At 61.3% G+C, this 16,103-nt stretch carries 16 protein-coding genes; 10 read left to right on the top strand and 6 right to left on the bottom strand.

Features of this window, described 5'->3' with window-relative positions; translation table 11 throughout:
- On the bottom strand, positions 1 to 138 hold a 138-nt coding region (locus tag VH599_14050; GenBank protein ID HEY7349433.1), incomplete at its 3' end, for an IS607 family transposase.
- Between the two features lie 410 nt (positions 139 to 548).
- On the opposite strand from VH599_14050, the gene VH599_14045 reads away from it, so the two are divergent.
- The 5 genes from VH599_14045 to VH599_14025 all read left to right on the top strand — a co-directional run bounded on the left by VH599_14045 (position 549) and on the right by VH599_14025 (position 5,386).
- On the top strand, positions 549 to 1,280 hold the full coding sequence (locus VH599_14045) for a DUF4386 domain-containing protein (protein ID HEY7349432.1): 732 nt from the start codon (positions 549 to 551) through the stop codon (positions 1,278 to 1,280).
- Positions 1,281 to 1,652: 372 nt separating this feature from the next.
- Complete coding sequence (locus VH599_14040; GenBank protein ID HEY7349431.1) at positions 1,653 to 2,663, top strand: ABC transporter ATP-binding protein; 1,011 nt, start codon at positions 1,653 to 1,655, stop codon at positions 2,661 to 2,663.
- Entirely contained in the window at positions 2,663 to 3,538 is an 876-nt protein-coding gene (locus VH599_14035) for an ABC transporter permease subunit (GenBank protein ID HEY7349430.1), read from the top strand. Before VH599_14040 ends, VH599_14035 begins: the two co-directional genes overlap by 1 nt.
- On the top strand, positions 3,538 to 4,536 hold the full coding sequence (locus tag VH599_14030) for an ABC transporter ATP-binding protein (protein ID HEY7349429.1): 999 nt from the start codon (positions 3,538 to 3,540) through the stop codon (positions 4,534 to 4,536). Before VH599_14035 ends, VH599_14030 begins: the two co-directional genes overlap by 1 nt.
- Positions 4,537 to 4,654: 118 nt before the next feature.
- Positions 4,655 to 5,386 carry an ABC transporter permease gene (locus VH599_14025; GenBank protein HEY7349428.1) on the top strand — a complete coding sequence of 244 codons (732 nt, stop codon included), beginning with the start codon at positions 4,655 to 4,657 and terminating at the stop codon, positions 5,384 to 5,386.
- 248 nt (positions 5,387 to 5,634) lie between these two features.
- Here VH599_14025 and VH599_14020 read toward each other — a convergent pair whose 3' ends face one another.
- Positions 5,635 to 6,849, bottom strand: coding sequence for a hypothetical protein (locus tag VH599_14020; protein HEY7349427.1), 1,215 nt, complete (start codon positions 6,847 to 6,849; stop codon positions 5,635 to 5,637).
- 200 nt (positions 6,850 to 7,049) lie between these two features.
- On the opposite strand from VH599_14020, the gene VH599_14015 reads away from it, so the two are divergent.
- The 5 genes from VH599_14015 (at position 7,050) to VH599_13995 (ending at position 11,258) form a co-directional block, all read left to right on the top strand.
- On the top strand, positions 7,050 to 7,310 hold the full coding sequence (locus VH599_14015) for a hypothetical protein (protein HEY7349426.1): 261 nt from the start codon (positions 7,050 to 7,052) through the stop codon (positions 7,308 to 7,310).
- Positions 7,297 to 8,490: a zinc ribbon domain-containing protein gene (locus VH599_14010; protein ID HEY7349425.1), complete on the top strand. Its 1,194-nt coding sequence runs from the start codon at positions 7,297 to 7,299 to the stop codon at positions 8,488 to 8,490. The genes VH599_14015 and VH599_14010 overlap by 14 nt, the downstream gene beginning before the upstream one ends.
- A 108-nt stretch (positions 8,491 to 8,598) precedes the next feature.
- Complete coding sequence (locus tag VH599_14005; protein HEY7349424.1) at positions 8,599 to 10,386, top strand: serine/threonine-protein kinase; 1,788 nt, start codon at positions 8,599 to 8,601, stop codon at positions 10,384 to 10,386.
- Between the two features lie 21 nt (positions 10,387 to 10,407).
- Positions 10,408 to 10,980 (top strand): hypothetical protein, encoded by a 573-nt coding sequence (locus VH599_14000; protein ID HEY7349423.1) that lies wholly within the window; start codon positions 10,408 to 10,410, stop codon positions 10,978 to 10,980.
- A complete protein-coding gene (locus VH599_13995) occupies positions 10,977 to 11,258 on the top strand; it encodes a hypothetical protein (protein HEY7349422.1) in 282 nt (93 codons plus the stop codon). Before VH599_14000 ends, VH599_13995 begins: the two co-directional genes overlap by 4 nt.
- A 2-nt stretch (positions 11,259 to 11,260) precedes the next feature.
- On the opposite strand, the gene VH599_13990 is transcribed toward VH599_13995, so the two are convergent.
- The 4 genes from VH599_13990 to clpP all read right to left on the bottom strand — a co-directional run bounded on the left by VH599_13990 (position 11,261) and on the right by clpP (position 15,993).
- Positions 11,261 to 13,663 carry an endonuclease MutS2 gene (locus VH599_13990; protein HEY7349421.1) on the bottom strand — a complete coding sequence of 801 codons (2,403 nt, stop codon included), beginning with the start codon at positions 13,661 to 13,663 and terminating at the stop codon, positions 11,261 to 11,263.
- A gap of 47 nt (positions 13,664 to 13,710) precedes the next feature.
- Positions 13,711 to 14,226, bottom strand: coding sequence for a hypothetical protein (locus tag VH599_13985; GenBank protein ID HEY7349420.1), 516 nt, complete (start codon positions 14,224 to 14,226; stop codon positions 13,711 to 13,713).
- Positions 14,223 to 14,966: a class I SAM-dependent methyltransferase gene (locus VH599_13980; protein HEY7349419.1), complete on the bottom strand. Its 744-nt coding sequence runs from the start codon at positions 14,964 to 14,966 to the stop codon at positions 14,223 to 14,225. The genes VH599_13985 and VH599_13980 overlap by 4 nt, the downstream gene beginning before the upstream one ends.
- A gap of 355 nt (positions 14,967 to 15,321) precedes the next feature.
- Complete coding sequence (gene clpP / locus VH599_13975) at positions 15,322 to 15,993, bottom strand: ATP-dependent Clp endopeptidase proteolytic subunit ClpP (protein HEY7349418.1); 672 nt, start codon at positions 15,991 to 15,993, stop codon at positions 15,322 to 15,324.
- Between the last annotated feature and the right edge of the window lie 110 nt (positions 15,994 to 16,103).

The raw sequence follows: 16,103 nt of genomic DNA, 5'->3' as shown, positions 1-16,103 counted from the left end.
CGCGGCTGGCTCTTTCGGCTCTTGCACAATGATGGTGCCGGTCGGAGCCTGATAGCCGGGAATCTGGCCCGCTTTCCACCAGCGAAAGGCCGTCCGATAACTGATGCCTTGTTGTTTGGCGTACTCTGAGAGCTTCATGCTTCCAGGATAGCATAGCCGTCTATAGCTGTCAAGAGATGACGTTATTTCTTATGAACGGTTCCTACACTCCAGCCTCTCTTGGAAAGGGTCGGCAGCTTGCCAGTCAGATTGCTTATCCGGTGGGATGTCCGCAAACGCGGGTAGCAAGACCTGCCTGCAAGCAATCCATCAAGCCAAAGCGTGAGCACTGCTCCTTGCTCACTCACCTCATAACAACACTCCAAACAACACTTTCGTGTCTCGTTGTGAAGGCGGTATGGAGCTATGCTCGTTGTAGATCAAGCACGTGGCACAGAGGGTTCTGACTAACCACAACAGGGACTCACGTCATGTCAAACAAACGCAACCGGGAAACTGGTCCCAGTCAGCCACCGGTCTATCAAATCAGCATCAGAGGAGGAATGCATATGACCACCCGTACCGACGCAACCCCGCCCTTTGTTGTTACCCATGCACGAATCGTCGGAGGGTTCCTGCTGCTCCTGCCCATCCCATTCGCACTCCTGGGCGCACTTTCCTCCAGTCTTATCGTGCCTGGAGATGCCGCCGCAACCGCCAACCATATCCTGGCGTCTGAATCGCTCTTCCGCCTGGGGATTGTGCGCACCCTTCTCCTCATGCTCTTCGATGCATGCTTGTTGGTGCTCGTCTTCTATCAATTACTCAAACCGGTGAACAAGACCCTGGCTGTGCTGATGGTCATCCTCAACCTGCCTGGGGTCGTTATCACCCTGTCCAATGAGCTGAACAACTTTGCGATCCTGCTCCTCCTGCACGGAGCAGACGCGTCTCGCGCCTTCACCCCAGATCAGATGCACGCGGCGGTGTCCCTCTTGCTGCAAGTGCACGACACGGGGGGACTCATCGCCGGTCTCTTCTGGGGTCTGTGGCTGGTTCCTTACGCGGTGCTGGTGTTCAGGTCGGGGTTCCTTCCCAAATTTATCGGGGTCGTGTTGATCATAGAATGTTTTGGCTTTCTGATCCAAAGTTTTGGCGGATTTTTTGTGCCCACCCTCGGCGCGACCCTCGCCCTGCTTCCTACGATTACCTCGTTGGCGGAACTATTCTTACCCTTGTGGCTTTTGATCAGAGGGGTCAATGTCGAACAGTGGGCAAAACAGGCGCGTGCATCGGCATGAAAGAATCCCGATGGATCACGAAAGGAACCCACATACAAGCGATTGTCTACCCACACTACGGATTACCGGACAGGTTCTAAAGCGCCAGCATCGGCTCGTCAAGCGGGCGACGACTGCACTTTGGCGCTGGCGAACGGTTTGCCTTCAGGAAGGGAGGCGCGAGCCGCAGGCGAGCCAACGAACAAATTTGCAGCCCTCCAGCCGCTCATATCCAGGGTGGCGACAACGTTGCGGCAATTCAGCGATAACCTGCTGACGATTTATCCGTATTCTTGACAGTGGTGGTAGAAAGATGAGACACACACCTATCAACCCACACACCAGAACACACGGATAATGCTGATTGGAGGCAAGAAAGATGAGGTATCCGCCATGAATGCTCTGGGGCAGGAACCCCAAGCCACACAGAACCGGCTCGTCGTCCAGACGAAAGACCTGAGCAAACGCTATGGCAAGATAGTGGCGCTGGACCGCGCCACCTTCAACATTGCGCCGGGATGCACCGGCCTGCTGGGGCCGAACGGCGCGGGCAAGAGTACGCTGATAAAGCTGCTGCTGGGTTTGCTGACGCCCGACCAGGGCGAGGCCAGTATTGCCGGGTGCGATGTGCGCACGCAGCCGCTGGCGCTGCGTAAACTGGTGGGCTATATGCCCGAACACGACTGTCTGCCCACCGATTGGCTGGCGCAGGATTTTGTCCGTTACATGGGCGAACTTCACGGTCTGCCGACGCGAACGGCCATCCAGCGGGCCAGCGACACGCTCTATCATGTTGGCCTGGGCGAAGAACGCTATCGCGCGCTTGGCGGCTTTTCCACCGGCATGAAGCAGCGCGTGAAGCTGGCCCAGGCGCTTATCCACGACCCGCATGTGATGCTGCTGGACGAGCCAACCAACGGACTTGATCCGGCGGGGCGCGATGAGATGCTGGCCCTGATCGGGCGCATCGCCCATGAGATGGGTATCAACATTATCCTCTCTTCTCACCTGCTTATAGATATTGAGCGCGTGGCCGACAGCGTGGTCATTCTTAATAATGGCCGCATCATCGCTCAGGGGACGCTGCGCGAACTCATGCAGGCTACCCCGGCAGTGACGGTGCGCACCCGCGCAGCAGCCGGGCCGCTGGCCGAGGCGCTGCGCCAGCGCGGCTATGGCGTGAAGGCAGAGGGAGCCGAGTTGCAGGTGGATTATCGCTCCGACGCAGTGTATGACGCTATCCGCGACGCCGCCGTCGAAACCAGAGCGGCCATTGTCCACCTCAAGCGGCGCGTCCTCTCCCTGGAAGACATCTATCTGGCCGGAGAGAGCAGTCCGGCGCTTGTTCAACAGGACGGCCATATATCAGGCATATCAGCAGACGTATCGGAAGGAACACGCTGATGGAGAATACAGTAAGCGCCAACGCGCGCATTATTGATCGCGGCTACCAGCATTATGAGGGCGAGCGCCTGGGGTTGGGGCACAGCGAGTGGGTCATGCTCTGGGCGGCGCTGAAACGCGGCGTGGGCCTGCGCCGGTCCTTCCGCCACAAGATCATGCCCTGGCTCTTGATCGCCGTCGCTTATACGCCGGTTGTGGTGATCCTGGGCATTCAGATCATCGTGGGTCAGGCGTTGCCAACGCCCTACACACGCATCTACCCCAGTATCAACAGCGTGTTTCTGCTGTTTGCCGGTCTGGTCGCCCCCGATCTGATCTGCGCAGACCGCCGCGAGCGGGTGATCTCGCTCTACTTTGCCGCGCCGATCACCCGGCTGCATTACGTCGCCGCGCAGGTCGGGAGCCTGGTAATGCTGCTGCTCCTGCTGACGCTGGTACCCTACGTCCTCCTCTTCTTTGGGCAGGCGCTGCTGGCTCCGGCCTTTGGAACCTACGTAAGTGACAATTTCAGCGACCTGTGGCATCTGCTGCTGGGCGGCCCATTGATCGCGCTCTTCTTCGGCGCGCTGGCAATGGGTGTGGCGTCCTTTACTGACCGCCGCGCCTACGCGACAGGCGGCTTTCTGGGGCTGCTGCTGGTAAGCTCCATTGCCGGAGACATCATTGCTCTCCAACTACATTTCAGCGGCCATGAATGGTTCAACCTGCTCAACCTCTTTACCCTGCCGATCAATGTGGTGTTCTGGTTGTTTGGCGAGACGGACCGCCCCGCCCTCGTCGCCCTCGATGGGCCGGCTTATCTTTGGGGAACGCTCGCGGTGGTCGTCATCAGCCTGGCCCTGATGGCCTGGCGCTATCTGAAGGTGAGTGACTAATGAGTTCTGAAATTATCGGCGCGCCGCTGCCGGGCGCGCCAGCGTACAGCCCGCAAGGATGGCCTTCGGGTAGGCTTCCCGATGGGCGGCCCGTCACTATCGAGGTCGTCAACGCCAGCAAATGGTATGGCGATAAAGTGGCGGTCTCCGATCTCTCCTTTGCGCTGGGGCCAGGTGTGTCGGCTCTGCTCGGCCCCAACGGCGCGGGCAAATCAACAACCATCAAGCTGCTCACCGGCCTGCTGCGGCCCAGTCGCGGGCAGGTGCGCGTGCTGGGGCAATCGGTCGTCAATAATCCGAAGCTCTACCGGCGCATCGGTCTGGTGCCTGAGCAGGAGGGTCTGTATCCCTTCCTGAGTGTGCGCGAGTTTGTCGAACTGGCGGCGCGCCTGCATCACCTGCCCAACCCACGCGAAGCGGCCCGCGGGGCGCTGCGCATCGTCGAACTGAGCGATGTAGAGAACCGCTCGCTGGGTCAGTGTTCCAAAGGCATGCGCCAGCGTGCCAAGATCGCGCAGGGGCTGGTGCATGATCCCGAAATCTTGATCCTGGATGAGCCGCTGAGCGGCGCGGACCCGCGCCAGCGGCTGGCGATGATGGAAGTCTTCACGCGCCTGGGCGAAACGGGCAAGACCATCCTGATCTCCTCGCACATTCTCTACGAGGTCGAGCGGATGGGGTCGAACGTGCTGGTGATGGTCAATGGCAAGCTGGCCGCCGAAGGCGATTTTCATGCCATCCGCGCGCTGATGGATGACCGGCCCCGGCGGGTCCGTGTCACCTGCTCCGACCCGCGTACCGTCTCGGCGTTCCTGGTCAGGTTGCCAGGGACACGCAGCATTCACGTTGAGGAAGGGGCGGTCATTGTCGAAACCGCCGCGCCGCTGGAGTTTCACCTGGCTGTGCCGCAGGCGGCGCAGGCTGCGGGCGCGCATCTGTACGGCATCGAGGGGCTGGATGAAGACCTCGAAAGCGTCTTCCGGTATCTTGTCAATTGATTTCAATACCCTCAAGGCGGGTCGTCTTGCGGCCTTGCTCTCATCACGCCAGCCCCGACATAGGATACTGGCAAATACGGAAAAAATCAATGGATTTTGCACTAAGGAGGACAGCCTGATGCAACCCATTTTTGCGTTAACCTTGCGGGCGCTCGCCCGCAGCCGCCGCGTACTCATGGTGGTCGCGCTGCTCTGCGTCCCTGTCTTGCTGGCCCTCGTGTATGTGGCGAGCGAGGGAACAGACAACGGCGAGGGCTTTGTCCTTGACCTGTTCATCGGCCTCGTCTTGCCGATCCTGTTGCCGCTGACGGCCCTGATCTTTGCCACCAGCGCGCTGGGCGGCGAGGTTGAAGATCGGACGCTGCTCTATCTCACGCTCAAACCCATCCCACGACTGGTGGTGATCGTTGCCAAGCTGCTGGCGTCCACCGTGATTACGACGCTGCTGGTTGAGGTTTCGCTGGCGGCGACCTACCTGATCGGGACGCAGGGCGCGGGCGATGGCCGCAACCTGGGCGCGATTCTGCTGGCTGGTCTGGTCGGCTGTCTGGCCTACTCCAGCCTGTTCCTGCTGCTGGGGTTGTGGTTCCCGCGCCGGGGGCTGCTGATCGGGTTCATCTACGTGTTGATCTGGGAGGGCATCATGTCGCAGCTTTCCACCGGGCTTGCCACGTTTTCGGTGCGGCGCTACGTGGAAGGCGCGCTGGATGCCAGCCTGGGCGCGTCAGCCCTGGCGGATGTCTCGCCTGTCAATATCAGCGGCGCCACCAGCCTGATAGTGCTGGCGCTCGTGCTGATTGGAGGTATCCTGGTTTCCACCTGGACGCTTCGGCAGATCGAACTGCCCTGAGCGAAACCGGCATGGATGCCACCATCTCAGGGTTCCACCACCTAGCGTGGTTTCTACCTGTAGCGCCGCCTTCCAGGCGGCTCAACGCTGGCCCGCCGGTACGTTGGCCGGGAGGGCGAACGCTCGCCCTGGCGAAGCGTTGGCCGCCGTCTCGGCGGCGCTACAGGTGGCGTTGGCCTGGAGGGCGAACGCTCGCCCTGGCGCAGCGTTGGCCGCCGAGACGGCGGCGCTACAGGTGGATTCGATATTTATCCGCCAACGGCTGCCAGATCAGTCGGTGAAGCGATGGGGAGCGCGGGAAGGAGGCTGTGGGCTTTGGCATCGGCGGCCAGCAGCACGCCAAAGCGCCAGACGAAATGGCCCTGATCGGCAGTATCCAACTGAAGACCGAGTTCGCAGCCCTCAATGCCCTGATCGTGCAGCGTGGTGATATTCCAATACGCCTGGTTATTGAGACGCTGAGCCTCACCCCCTAACACGTTTACGCCGGTTAGACAGGCAAGCTGCGCAAGATGCTGGCTTAGCTGCGCTGGGGAAAGCAGCCCCACCTGCCAGCCGGTCGCTGCGTCATAGGAAAGATCGAGCGTAAGTATGGAGCCGACCGGGAACGTCACATCACTGACGACCTGGCCGCTGGCACCGGTGAAACGCCAGCGCAGCGCGACAGGCGTCGCCACTTCCCAGAACTGGCCGTTCAGCGAGGCGTTGGGCAGGAAGCCGCCGGGAGCTAAACAGATGAAGCCCTGACAGAAGTTCCCTCTCTGGCTGTCTTGCCTGACCGGAACCAGGAAGGCGGTGGCCGCCAGCGGTCCGGTCAGGCGGCGGCTGGTAATCGCTCCATAGGGGGCAAGGCCGGTGGCTATCAAGGACCGGGCTGGCGCGGTGATCGTGCGCTGAGCCGTGACGGCCCGGGGGATCAGGGTATTGATCTGCTGCTGCTGGTCTGGCGGCAGGTCGGCCAGGGTGAAAAGCATCTCCAGGGTAGACACGGTTTGCTGGTTCATCGTGAACCCATCCGAGGCAGAGCAGGCCATGAAGCTGTAGCGCGGGTCAGGGCTGGGGGGTGGAAAAGAGCAGGAGAGCGGGCGGAATGGCGGCGCATCCAGGGTGACTGTGTAGGGGGGCTGGCTGTGCATTTTAATGGACAGCGGGGAAGAACTGATCGGCTGGCCGTTGATGGTGAGCGCGCCGTAGTTGACGTTGCTAAAGATGGTCAGTGTGGGCGGGGGCGAGGTTGGCTGGAGGCGAACCGGCTGGCCCGGCGGTGTGTTGGGCGCGGCAACATTCCAAAAGGTCACGACGACCACGACGAGCGCCGCGAGCATGAGGCCGATCTGGACCAGTCGTTTGCGCCGCGAAAGGGGCCGGTTGAGCAGCGTTTCCAACTCGATCAGGGGCAATTGCTCTCCAGCGGCATGGTCTTCTGAGGGAATGGGCTGCGGATCATCCGTGTGCCGGGTCATAAGCTCCCTCCTGCATCTCTCCTGCATCTCTGCTGATCTTTGCTTTCTAGCATAACAAAGCGCCGCACGAGGATGCAACCCTGAGCAGAGAGCAGGTTCCACCAGATATGGAGTGTTGGCAAGCGAGACCTGTTACCTGTAGCGCCGCCTTCCAGGCGGCTCAACGCTAGCCTGTTGGTACGGTGGGCCGGAGGGCGAGCGTGCGCCCTGGCGCAGCGGTGGCCGCCAGGATGGCGGCGCTACAAGTGACGTTGGCCTGGAAGGGCAGCGTGCGCGCTGGCGCAGCGGTGGCCGCCAGGATGGCGGCGCTACAGGTGGAGGCTCCGCCAGGTGGTGGTCCCGGAGAGAAGACAGAACGCCTCCCATTCCGTTATAATGGAGTAGGGAGAGATGCTCCTGGGTATCTGGTCGAACAAGGCGAGCCGTTGGGCAAAGGGGAGACCGGCAATGAACTGCGCTAACTGTGGAAACACGCTGTCGCCTGGCAGCGTCTATTGCGCGGCCTGCGGCGCTTCGACTGCCGCGCCAACAACGTCTGTGAGCGCGCGCGCTGGCCTCCAACAAAGCGCGGGCGTGGCAGAACAGCCGGAAAGCGTCCCCGCAGGCGCGCGCACATTCCGGGCGCGGACAGTGTTCTATGGACGCTATGGCACACGCGGAAGCGTGGCGCTGCCCACGCCTTCTTCGCTGACTCCGTCGGCTACCCGGCCAGAGGGCAACGGTTCGCCAGAGAGCAATGGTTCAAGAAACGGCTCCTCATCAACGACGCTCCCTCTCCCCAGCGACAAGCCAGCAGCAGGCAGGGCCAGCGCCCACGCCAGCGGGCAGATGCCAGCACTGAGCGCCCCGCTCACCCCAGGGCACACACGCCTGCTGGCGGGCCGATTGGTCGCGCTGGGAGGCATTGTCCTGCTGCTGGCGCTGCTGGCGCCGCTGACGGCCTTCGGCTATCATGCCTATAAGAAAGCCCAATCAGAGACACGCGCCGCCGCCAACGGCGTCGCGCGCGTCTCGGCCACCGGAACCGCCGCCGCGCAGGCCACCGCCACTGCCCGCACCCCCCTCCTGATTGATTCGCTGGCAAGCAACACCAACGGCTGGCTTACAAACGGCGCTGCGGCCTTCTTTGCAGGCGGGCAGTATCATCTGCATAACCCCAACCCGACCACGACGCTGAACTCCTATTATCAGCAGCAGACCTTCGATAACTTCACAGCCCAGATCACTGTTACGGCTTACAGCGACGCCAACCCCAACGCCGAAGTCCCTTATGCCTATGGACTCGTCTTGCGCGCCGCCCCCAGCACGCCCACCGATAAATACGTCTTCTTTGTCAGCCCAGCCGGAACCTATAACTTTGCTCGCCATGATCAGTACAGTTTCTTCAACAACGGCTGGAGCGACCTGAGCGCGATCCCCTGGGCCAGTTCGAGCGCGATTCATACCGGCAAGGGCGCGACCAACACCTTGAAGGTTATTGCCAGGGACAATACCTTCACCCTGTTCATCAATGGGCAGCAGGTAGAGGTCGTAAGCGATAACTTCAGTGGCTATGAGAGCGGCTGGATTGGCGTGATGGTCGAGGGCGCGGACATGGAAGCCGGTTTCAGCAACCTGAGCGTGTATGGCCCCGGGGTGTAGAGCGCCTTTTTCGCCAAAATCAACCGCTAAAACTCAACAATCGGCAACAGAATTGCGGTAATATGGGCGTGCCACGCGCGAGAACGCAGACGAAACGAGGGCAGACGAATGGAATGGGATCATCTGGTCGGCCAGCAATTGGGGCAGTATGAACTGCTCACAGAACTGGGCAAGGGAACCTATGCCTCTACCTATCAAGCCTTCCAACCACGTTTGCGGCGTCATGTTGCCATCAAAGCTCTGCGCGGCGCTGAGGAAGACCAGCGCAGCTTTCTTCAGCAGTTCGAGCAGATCGCGCAAGCTATCGCCCAACTGAATCATCCCAATATCGTCGCCATCTATGATTTCGGCGAAGAACAGGGATTGGCCTATATCGTCATGCAGACTGTGACCGGCGGCAGCGTGAAGAAGCGCCTGGGCCAGCCGATGGCGGTAGGGGAAGCGGTTACGCCAATCATCCAGCTTGCCCGCGCGCTGCACCACGCCCACCAGCGCGGTGTTTTGCACCTGGACATCCGGCCAGAAAATATCCTGGTCGATCAGGAGAACGCCTCCCATCTCCTGCTGACCGATTTCAGCATCAGCCAGCTTTTTCAGGCAGAATACCAGGCGCGCACAGGGGTACCCATTGGCGCGCCTTCTTATCTCGCGCCAGAGCAGATCGAGGGGCGACAACCCACGACGCGCACCGACATCTACGCGCTGGGCGCGCTCCTTTTTGAGATGCTGGCGGGGAGGCCCGCCTTCTCCGGCCCATCGGCGGCAACGATCTTCAATAAGCAGTTGCACGAGCCGCCCCCTTATATTCGCGGCTTCAACCCGGCTATTCCGCGCGAACTGGCGCATGTCGTCTCGCGGGCAATGGCAAAGCAGCCCGGAGAGCGATACGAGAGCGCCGAGGCATTGGCGCGGGCGCTGGAACCCTATCGAGATACGAGGGAACGCGAGCATCGGCTGCATCTGACCCTGGATGACCTGAATATTGTGGATGATGATGAGCCAGAAGAAGCCGCACCGCCGCCACGCGCAGCGCCCTCCGGGCAGCCAGGGAGAGGAAATCGCCCGCAGGGTTCAGAACAATCACACCGGATGACCATATCCTTTCTGGAGCCAGAGGCAGGCGTCGGGCCACACCTGAAAGCCAGAGCAGCAGGCTATCCTGGTTTTCTCAACAAAAAGCGCGCGCTGACCGAACCACCAGCCCTGCCAGAGAAGGGTCTTGCCATTGCCGAGCGGGCCTCATTAGTGAACATGATCGGCGCGCGGGTCTTCCGGCTGGCGCGGCGGGTGGCCGGTAAGACGGCGCTGGGCCAATGGATAGAGCATATCAGTCGGGATACCGGCGCGCAGGGAGTTGCGGGCATCAGCGCCATTTGCCTGGCGCTGCTTCTCAGCCTCTCGATTACCCTGCTGGCTGTTTCCACGCCCGTACAGATGGGCGCGCAGAACGCCAATTTTATTGGCGGGGCAAGCCAGACCACGCCAACCAGCGCCAGCACACCAACGCCCTCACCCACGACAGCGCCCTCACCCGCGCCCACGCCCAGGGGTCCGGTTATTGATCGGCAGGCCGCCGCTGCTCTTGCCAACATCAGCGCGGCGTTGAATACCGACAACCGTTGTCAGATCAATCCTAATGGAGCAACCTTACCGACAGGCCAGGCTTTCTATGTGACCGTCTGCTTCAATAAGCAGGTCATCGCCAGTGGGGGTACGGCCAAAGTTACTCTTCTGCCCAGCGGTTCCAGGTCGGCCAGCGCCAGCAAATCAGCCGAAGTAAGTGGCGGCGCCAGTTACTTCTGGTTCCAGTTTAGTTCTCTGGCGCGTGGAAAGTACACCATTGAGGTCTTCTGGAACGGCAGGCTGGGGAAAGTGTATTTGCTTACTATCAACTAACGTGCTATACTCTTTGCCGCTATGGCTACTCACATTTTTCCCCCCGCTCAGGTCGGCCAGCGCATCGTCGTTGTTGGCACGACCAGTTCCGGCAAATCTACTCTGGCGAGCCAGCTTGGGGAGCGCCTTGGGCTGCCGCACGTGGAACTGGACGCGCTGTACTGGGACGCCAACTGGACCCCAGCGGCGCCCGATGTCTTCCGCGAGCGCGTGGCCCAGGCACTCGGCGTAGATGGCTGGGTGGTGGATGGCAACTATCATATGGTCCGCGATATTGTCTGGCAGCGGGCCAACACCATCATCTGGCTGGATTATCCGCTGCCGCTGATTCTCTGGCGGCTGGCGCGGCGAACGATCTGGCGCATCACCAGGCGCCCCGAACTCTGGAACGGCAACCGCGAAACCTGGCGCGGCACCTTCTTCAGCCGCGATGCCCTCTTTATCTGGATATTGCAAACGTATAAGCGGCGGCGCCTGGAATATCCTGAACTCTTCGCCCGTCCAGAGCATGCGCACCTGGCAATCGCACGCTTCCGTTCGCCGCGCGCGACACAGCAGTGGCTCGCAAGCCTGATTCCACATGCTGCCGCATGATCGCTGAGGCTGATAGCGCCGCCTGGGCGGGCGAAGCCTCTCTTCTCTGGCCGCTTTTTGCGCTACACCCTCCCCCACCTGCCGCCGAGACGGCGGCGCTACGGGTGGGCCGCCGAGACGGCGGCGCTACGGGTAATACGCCTGCGTGTAGCGCCGCCGTCTCGGCGGCTCAACGCTGCGCTCAGATGAACGATGCGCTCCAGGGGGCAGTGTTCACCCAGACCAGCATTGGCCGCCTGGAAGGCGGGGGTACGCAGGCAGCGTTCATAACGCTATGATATTACGCTTGAGCAAGCGTCACTACGGTGATGCCTTCGCCGCCGTCGTTGGCAGCGGCAGGCGCATACGAACGAACCAGCGGGTGATGGGCGAGTTGTTCACGGATAGCCTGGCGCAGCGCGCCCGTCCCTTTGCCATGCAGGATGCGCACAAAGGGCATGCCTGCCATGTAGGCGTCGTGGATGTAGCGATCAACCTCCGGCAAGACCTCCTCCACGCGCTGGCCGCGCAGATCAAGCTGCATATCGGGCATCTCGCGCTGGGTGATGCTGGGCAGCGAAACGCCGCGCACGCCATCGCCGCCGTTGGTCTCGTTGCGCGCCTGGCGTCTGCTCAGGCGCTCCAGGTTCTCAGCCGCCACGCGCACCTTGAGCAAGCCAAGCTGCACTTCCGCCTCCCCTTTGTTGTCGGGCAGGCTGACCAGTTCGCCCGTCTGGTTCAAGCTGCGCACCCGCACCGTATCGCCGACTTCCAACGGCCCACTCTGCGGCTCAAGCGGAGGCGGTTCAGGGGCGCGGCGGCGCGGCTCCGGCAGCGGCGCGGCGCGCTCCTCCATCTCGCGCACCTGGGCGCGCAGGCGGTCTAGCTGCTCCTGGGGGAGCCGCTGTCGCCCCATGTCCACCTTGACGCGCGCCAGTTGGGCCTGCACCTGCTCCAATTCGCGCCGCGCCTGCGCTCGCGCCTCGTTAAGAATGCGCACGTGCTCCTCCTCAAAGCGGGCGCGCTCCGTCTCCAACTGTTTACGCAGATGCTCCGCTTCGGCGCGCTCCATGCTCAGATGATAACGCTCGTCGGCGGCCACGCGGCGATCTTCTTGCAAGCCCTCCAGCAAACTCTCCATCTGCACGCCCGTCGTACCCAACAACTGGCGCGCCTGCTCGATAATGTCAGCGGGCAGCCCCAGCCGCGCGGCAATTGCCAGCGCGTTGCTGCGGCCTGGCAGACCGATCTGAAGGCGATAGGTGGGTGAAAGCGTCTCCACGTCGAACTCCACTGAAGCGTTGGCAACGCCAGCGGTATCGTGGGCAAACGCCTTGAGTTCGCTGTAGTGCGTCGTCGCCAGCACCGCAACCTGTCGCTCCAGCAGATACATCAGGATCGCCCGCGCCAGCGCCGAACCTTCGCTGGGATCGGTCCCCGCGCCCAATTCATCCAGCAAGACCAGGCTTTGCGGATTGGCGTGCTGAAGGATGTCTATAATCCGGCTGAGGTGCGATGAAAAGGTACTCAGGCTTTGCTCGATGCTCTGCTCGTCGCCAATATCGGCAAAGACCTGGCTGAAGATGGTGATCTCCGAGCGGTCATCCGCCGGAATATGCAGCCCGGCCTGGGCCATCAGCGTCAGCAGCCCCACCGTCTTGAGGGCAACTGTCTTGCCGCCCGTGTTCGGGCCGGTGATGACGACCATCGAAAAGTCATCGCCCAGCCGGAAATCAATGGGTACGACTCTCCCGGTCAAGAGCGGATGACGCGCCGCCATCAGCGTCAGCCGCCCCTGGTCGTTGAGGCGCGGCGGATTGCTCTCGGTGATCTGGCTGTAGCGCGCTTTTGCCAGATGCAGATCGATCTCTGCCAGCAGTTCTACATCCAGATTGAGCGCCAGCGCCTCGCGGCCAACATCTCCTGAAATCTCGGTCAGAATGCGCTCGATCTCCTGGCGCTCCGCCAGATGCAGTTCGCGCAGGCGATTATTCATCTCCACCACGACCAGCGGCTCGATAAAGATGGTCGCGCCGCTGGCCGATTGATCGTGAACGATGCCGCGTACCTGGGCGCGCGCCTCGGCGCGCACCGGCAGGACATAGCGATCCGAGCGCAGGGTGATGATCGGCTCCTGCAACGAGACGCGGTACTGGTTGAGCAGCGATTGCAGCTTCTCTTGCAAGCGCTGCTGCGCGCCGCGAATCTCGACGCGCAGCCGTCTGAGCGTCGGGCTGGCAGAATCCAGTACCTCACCCTCCTCGCTGATGCTCTCTTCGATGCGCTCTGCCAGCTTTGGGCGCTGCGGCAGATCGGCCCCCAGCGCCTTGAGCAAGGGAAAGTCTTCATCGAGCCGCCCCAGCAGGCGCGCCACGTAGATCGCGCTGCGCACCGTACTCAGCACGTCCAACAGGTCGGAAGGCGAGAGCATCGCGCCGCGCTCGGCGCGCGCCACCAGCGGGCGAATGTCGCGCGCACCGCGTATGCCCGCGTCGGGCCGCGCCTCCAGCAGCCGACGCGCCTCGGTGGTATGGGCCTGGCGGCGCTCCACCTCGCGCAGATCGGTGGCAGGCTCAAGCGCCAGCGCCAGGTCTTTGCTGGCCGAAAATGCCGCTTCGTGCGCCAGGCGCTCAAGGATTTTCGGGTACTCCAGCGTGTGTAAACTTTTTTCGTGCATATACAAACAGGTAAGCGTAGACTTCAAAAGACCTTCTCAGAGCCTACGCAGATGCGCCTTTCACGCAATGTACGTTAACCATTTAACCATCGCTCCTCATCGCCAAGAGGGTTAGGGAGTCGCTCCGCCAGTATCTCAGCAACAGCACCTGCATCTGAGAAAGGAACGCTAGTTTCAATCACCCAGGTAAGAAACTCTTCTGGCCCACCGTTGAGATAGGGCGGGGGAGAAAGTGGCATAAACACGGTAGGAAGCCGCTCTTCCACCGAGATATTATTCAAGACAAATCCGAGTTCCTGGATGATGTGCCAGACAATTCGTGACTGCAAATCAAGGCAGAGCTTTACCCACCAATACGGCTCTTCAGGAGCGCTGGTCGAGATGACAGTCAGACCAGGAATCTGCTGGAGCAAGCCTCGCAACTGCGCCAGTCCCTCTGTTAGAACCTCCAGATGGAAGTTTCTAGCTGGGGCAACGGCATCCTCAAGCAACAAAATAACACGCTCTTCAACGGGCTGCCCTAGCCGCTGCGCTTCCTGGGAGAGCCTTTGAGCCAATTCATCTGGCAAATCGATTACCACCTGTGTCATAGCTGCTTTCCTCCCAACACAGAGGCCTTCTCGCCGATGATAATAAACGCTTCCCAGGCGCGATTCCCCACGCGCTCTTCCAGGCGGCGCAAGCCCGCCGCTTCTAATGGGATACGCGGGCCAGTGGATGTGGCCGTTCTCTCGTCCTGCTGGCTGTCGGCGTCGGCGCTCTGGCTCTGGCGTCTGATGCGCTCGGCCCGACGCAGCGCCGGACGAGGGCTGCCGCCATAGACCAGCGCGTGCAGCAAGATCAGCAGGAAATTGAGCGGGCCAATGGGCAGCAGATTCGCGCCGACCACGACAATCAGCCGACCGCCAGGGCGCAGTACACGAGCGATCTCGCGCAGCGCCGCCGGATCGGCAATATACTCGGTGGGAAACGTGCTGACGACGCTATCAAACGTCGCGTCGCCAAAAGGGAGTTCCTGAACATCGCCCTGGATGACATCAACTTGATCGGCCAGTCCCTCGCGGGCGAGCTTTGCGCGCGTGGCCGCCACCATCTGCGGCGAGCGATCAATCGCCTGGCAGCGATAGCCGTCCCGCGCCATGTCCACCAGGAGATCGCCAATGCCACAGCCAACCTCCAGCACATCATGCCCGCGCAAGCGCGGCAAGACGAGCCGCTGCCAGACACGCCATTGCCCGGCAAACGGGATCGTGCTGGCGAACCAGTACAGGAGCCGATTTTTATAGAGGAGTTCAAACAGGCCGCGACGCAGCCGCGCTTGCGCACTCATCAGTTTTCCTCCAATGCGGGGGAGCTTCATGGGCAGAACATGAACAGGATACAAGCAATCCAATACACTACTGAAGTAGCCAGCAGGGGACGATCAGGTGATCGCTGGATGTGAGGCGCGGAAGACAGCGGAGGCGCGGGCGCGCGAGCGACCAACGGGAGCGAGAATGCGGGAACTGGGTTCCCGCAAGCGCCCGCCGCCGCAGGCACAGGCGCGGCAATCAATCAGAATGCCGACGAAGCAAGTAAGCCGACACAACGGCGAGAAGGAAGAGGAGCGCGGCACGAGCGGGGCAAGGGGTGAGACGATTTCCCCGAAGCGGCGGACCGCCTCACCACTTTACCGAACGCGCGCGTTAGCGTGTCAACGCGGCCTCTTCCTGGTGGGTGAGCAGTTCATCCACGATGCCATACTCAACCGCCTGTTCAGCCGACATGTAAAAGTTCCGGTCAGAGTCCGTCTTGATGCGGTCAATGGTCTGGCCGGTATGCTTCGCCAGAATCTCATAGATGCTGTTGCGCAGCCGCAGAATCTCCTTGGCCGTGATCTCAATATCGGCTGCCTGGCCTTCCGCGCCGCCCAGCGGCTGGTGGATCAGGACGGTTGAGTTGGGCAGGCAATAACGCTTGCCCTTGGCGCCCGCAGCCAGCAGCACAGCGCCCATACTCATCGCCATCCCCACGCAGAATGTCGAGACATCCGGCCTGAGATACTGCATCGTATCGTAAATCGCCAATCCAGCGTAGATGCTGCCACCCGGGCTATTGATATAGACGCTGATGTCCTTGGTGGCATCTTCGCTCTGCAAGAAGAGTAACTGAGCGACCACCACGTTCGCCACGTGATCATCAATCGGCGTGCCGACGAAGATGATGCGCTCTTTCAGCAGACGCGAATATATATCGTAACCACGTTCGCCCCTGGGGGTCTGCTCAATCACATGCGGAATAATAAGGTCCGAGGGCATCGCCGATTTGTCGGCGCGCCCCTGAGCGGTGCGGTCAAATGGGTTAAAGATTGACGCCATGGGTCAACTCCTTTGTGGCAGGCCGGTCCCCAGTAAAGAAAATACGGACGCGGCCAGAGCAAGCAACACTAGCTATGTCATGACCGAAGCAAATACACGAAAAAGGGAAC

Source organism: Ktedonobacterales bacterium (assembly GCA_036557285.1).
Taxonomy (GTDB): domain Bacteria; phylum Chloroflexota; class Ktedonobacteria; order Ktedonobacterales; family DATBGS01; genus DATBHW01.
This window is presented reverse-complemented; position numbering and strand designations above follow the sequence as displayed.

Excerpts from the sequence above, each read along its gene's own strand:
- VH599_14000 (HEY7349423.1), top strand. The coding sequence starts at position 10,408 with ATGGCTACTCACATTTTTCCCCCCGCTCAGGTCGGCCAGCGCATCGTC.
- VH599_14045 (HEY7349432.1), top strand. The coding sequence starts at position 549 with ATGACCACCCGTACCGACGCAACCCCGCCCTTTGTTGTTACCCATGCA.
- clpP (HEY7349418.1), bottom strand. The coding sequence starts at position 15,993 with ATGGCGTCAATCTTTAACCCATTTGACCGCACCGCTCAGGGGCGCGCC.
- VH599_14030 (HEY7349429.1), top strand. The coding sequence starts at position 3,538 with ATGAGTTCTGAAATTATCGGCGCGCCGCTGCCGGGCGCGCCAGCGTAC.
- VH599_13985 (HEY7349420.1), bottom strand. The coding sequence starts at position 14,226 with ATGACACAGGTGGTAATCGATTTGCCAGATGAATTGGCTCAAAGGCTC.
- VH599_14035 (HEY7349430.1), top strand. The coding sequence starts at position 2,663 with ATGGAGAATACAGTAAGCGCCAACGCGCGCATTATTGATCGCGGCTAC.
- VH599_14040 (HEY7349431.1), top strand. The coding sequence starts at position 1,653 with ATGAATGCTCTGGGGCAGGAACCCCAAGCCACACAGAACCGGCTCGTC.
- VH599_14025 (HEY7349428.1), top strand. The coding sequence starts at position 4,655 with ATGCAACCCATTTTTGCGTTAACCTTGCGGGCGCTCGCCCGCAGCCGC.
- VH599_14020 (HEY7349427.1), bottom strand. The coding sequence starts at position 6,849 with ATGACCCGGCACACGGATGATCCGCAGCCCATTCCCTCAGAAGACCAT.
- VH599_13980 (HEY7349419.1), bottom strand. The coding sequence starts at position 14,966 with ATGAGTGCGCAAGCGCGGCTGCGTCGCGGCCTGTTTGAACTCCTCTAT.
- VH599_14010 (HEY7349425.1), top strand. The coding sequence starts at position 7,297 with ATGAACTGCGCTAACTGTGGAAACACGCTGTCGCCTGGCAGCGTCTAT.
- VH599_14005 (HEY7349424.1), top strand. The coding sequence starts at position 8,599 with ATGGAATGGGATCATCTGGTCGGCCAGCAATTGGGGCAGTATGAACTG.
- VH599_13995 (HEY7349422.1), top strand. The coding sequence starts at position 10,977 with ATGATCGCTGAGGCTGATAGCGCCGCCTGGGCGGGCGAAGCCTCTCTT.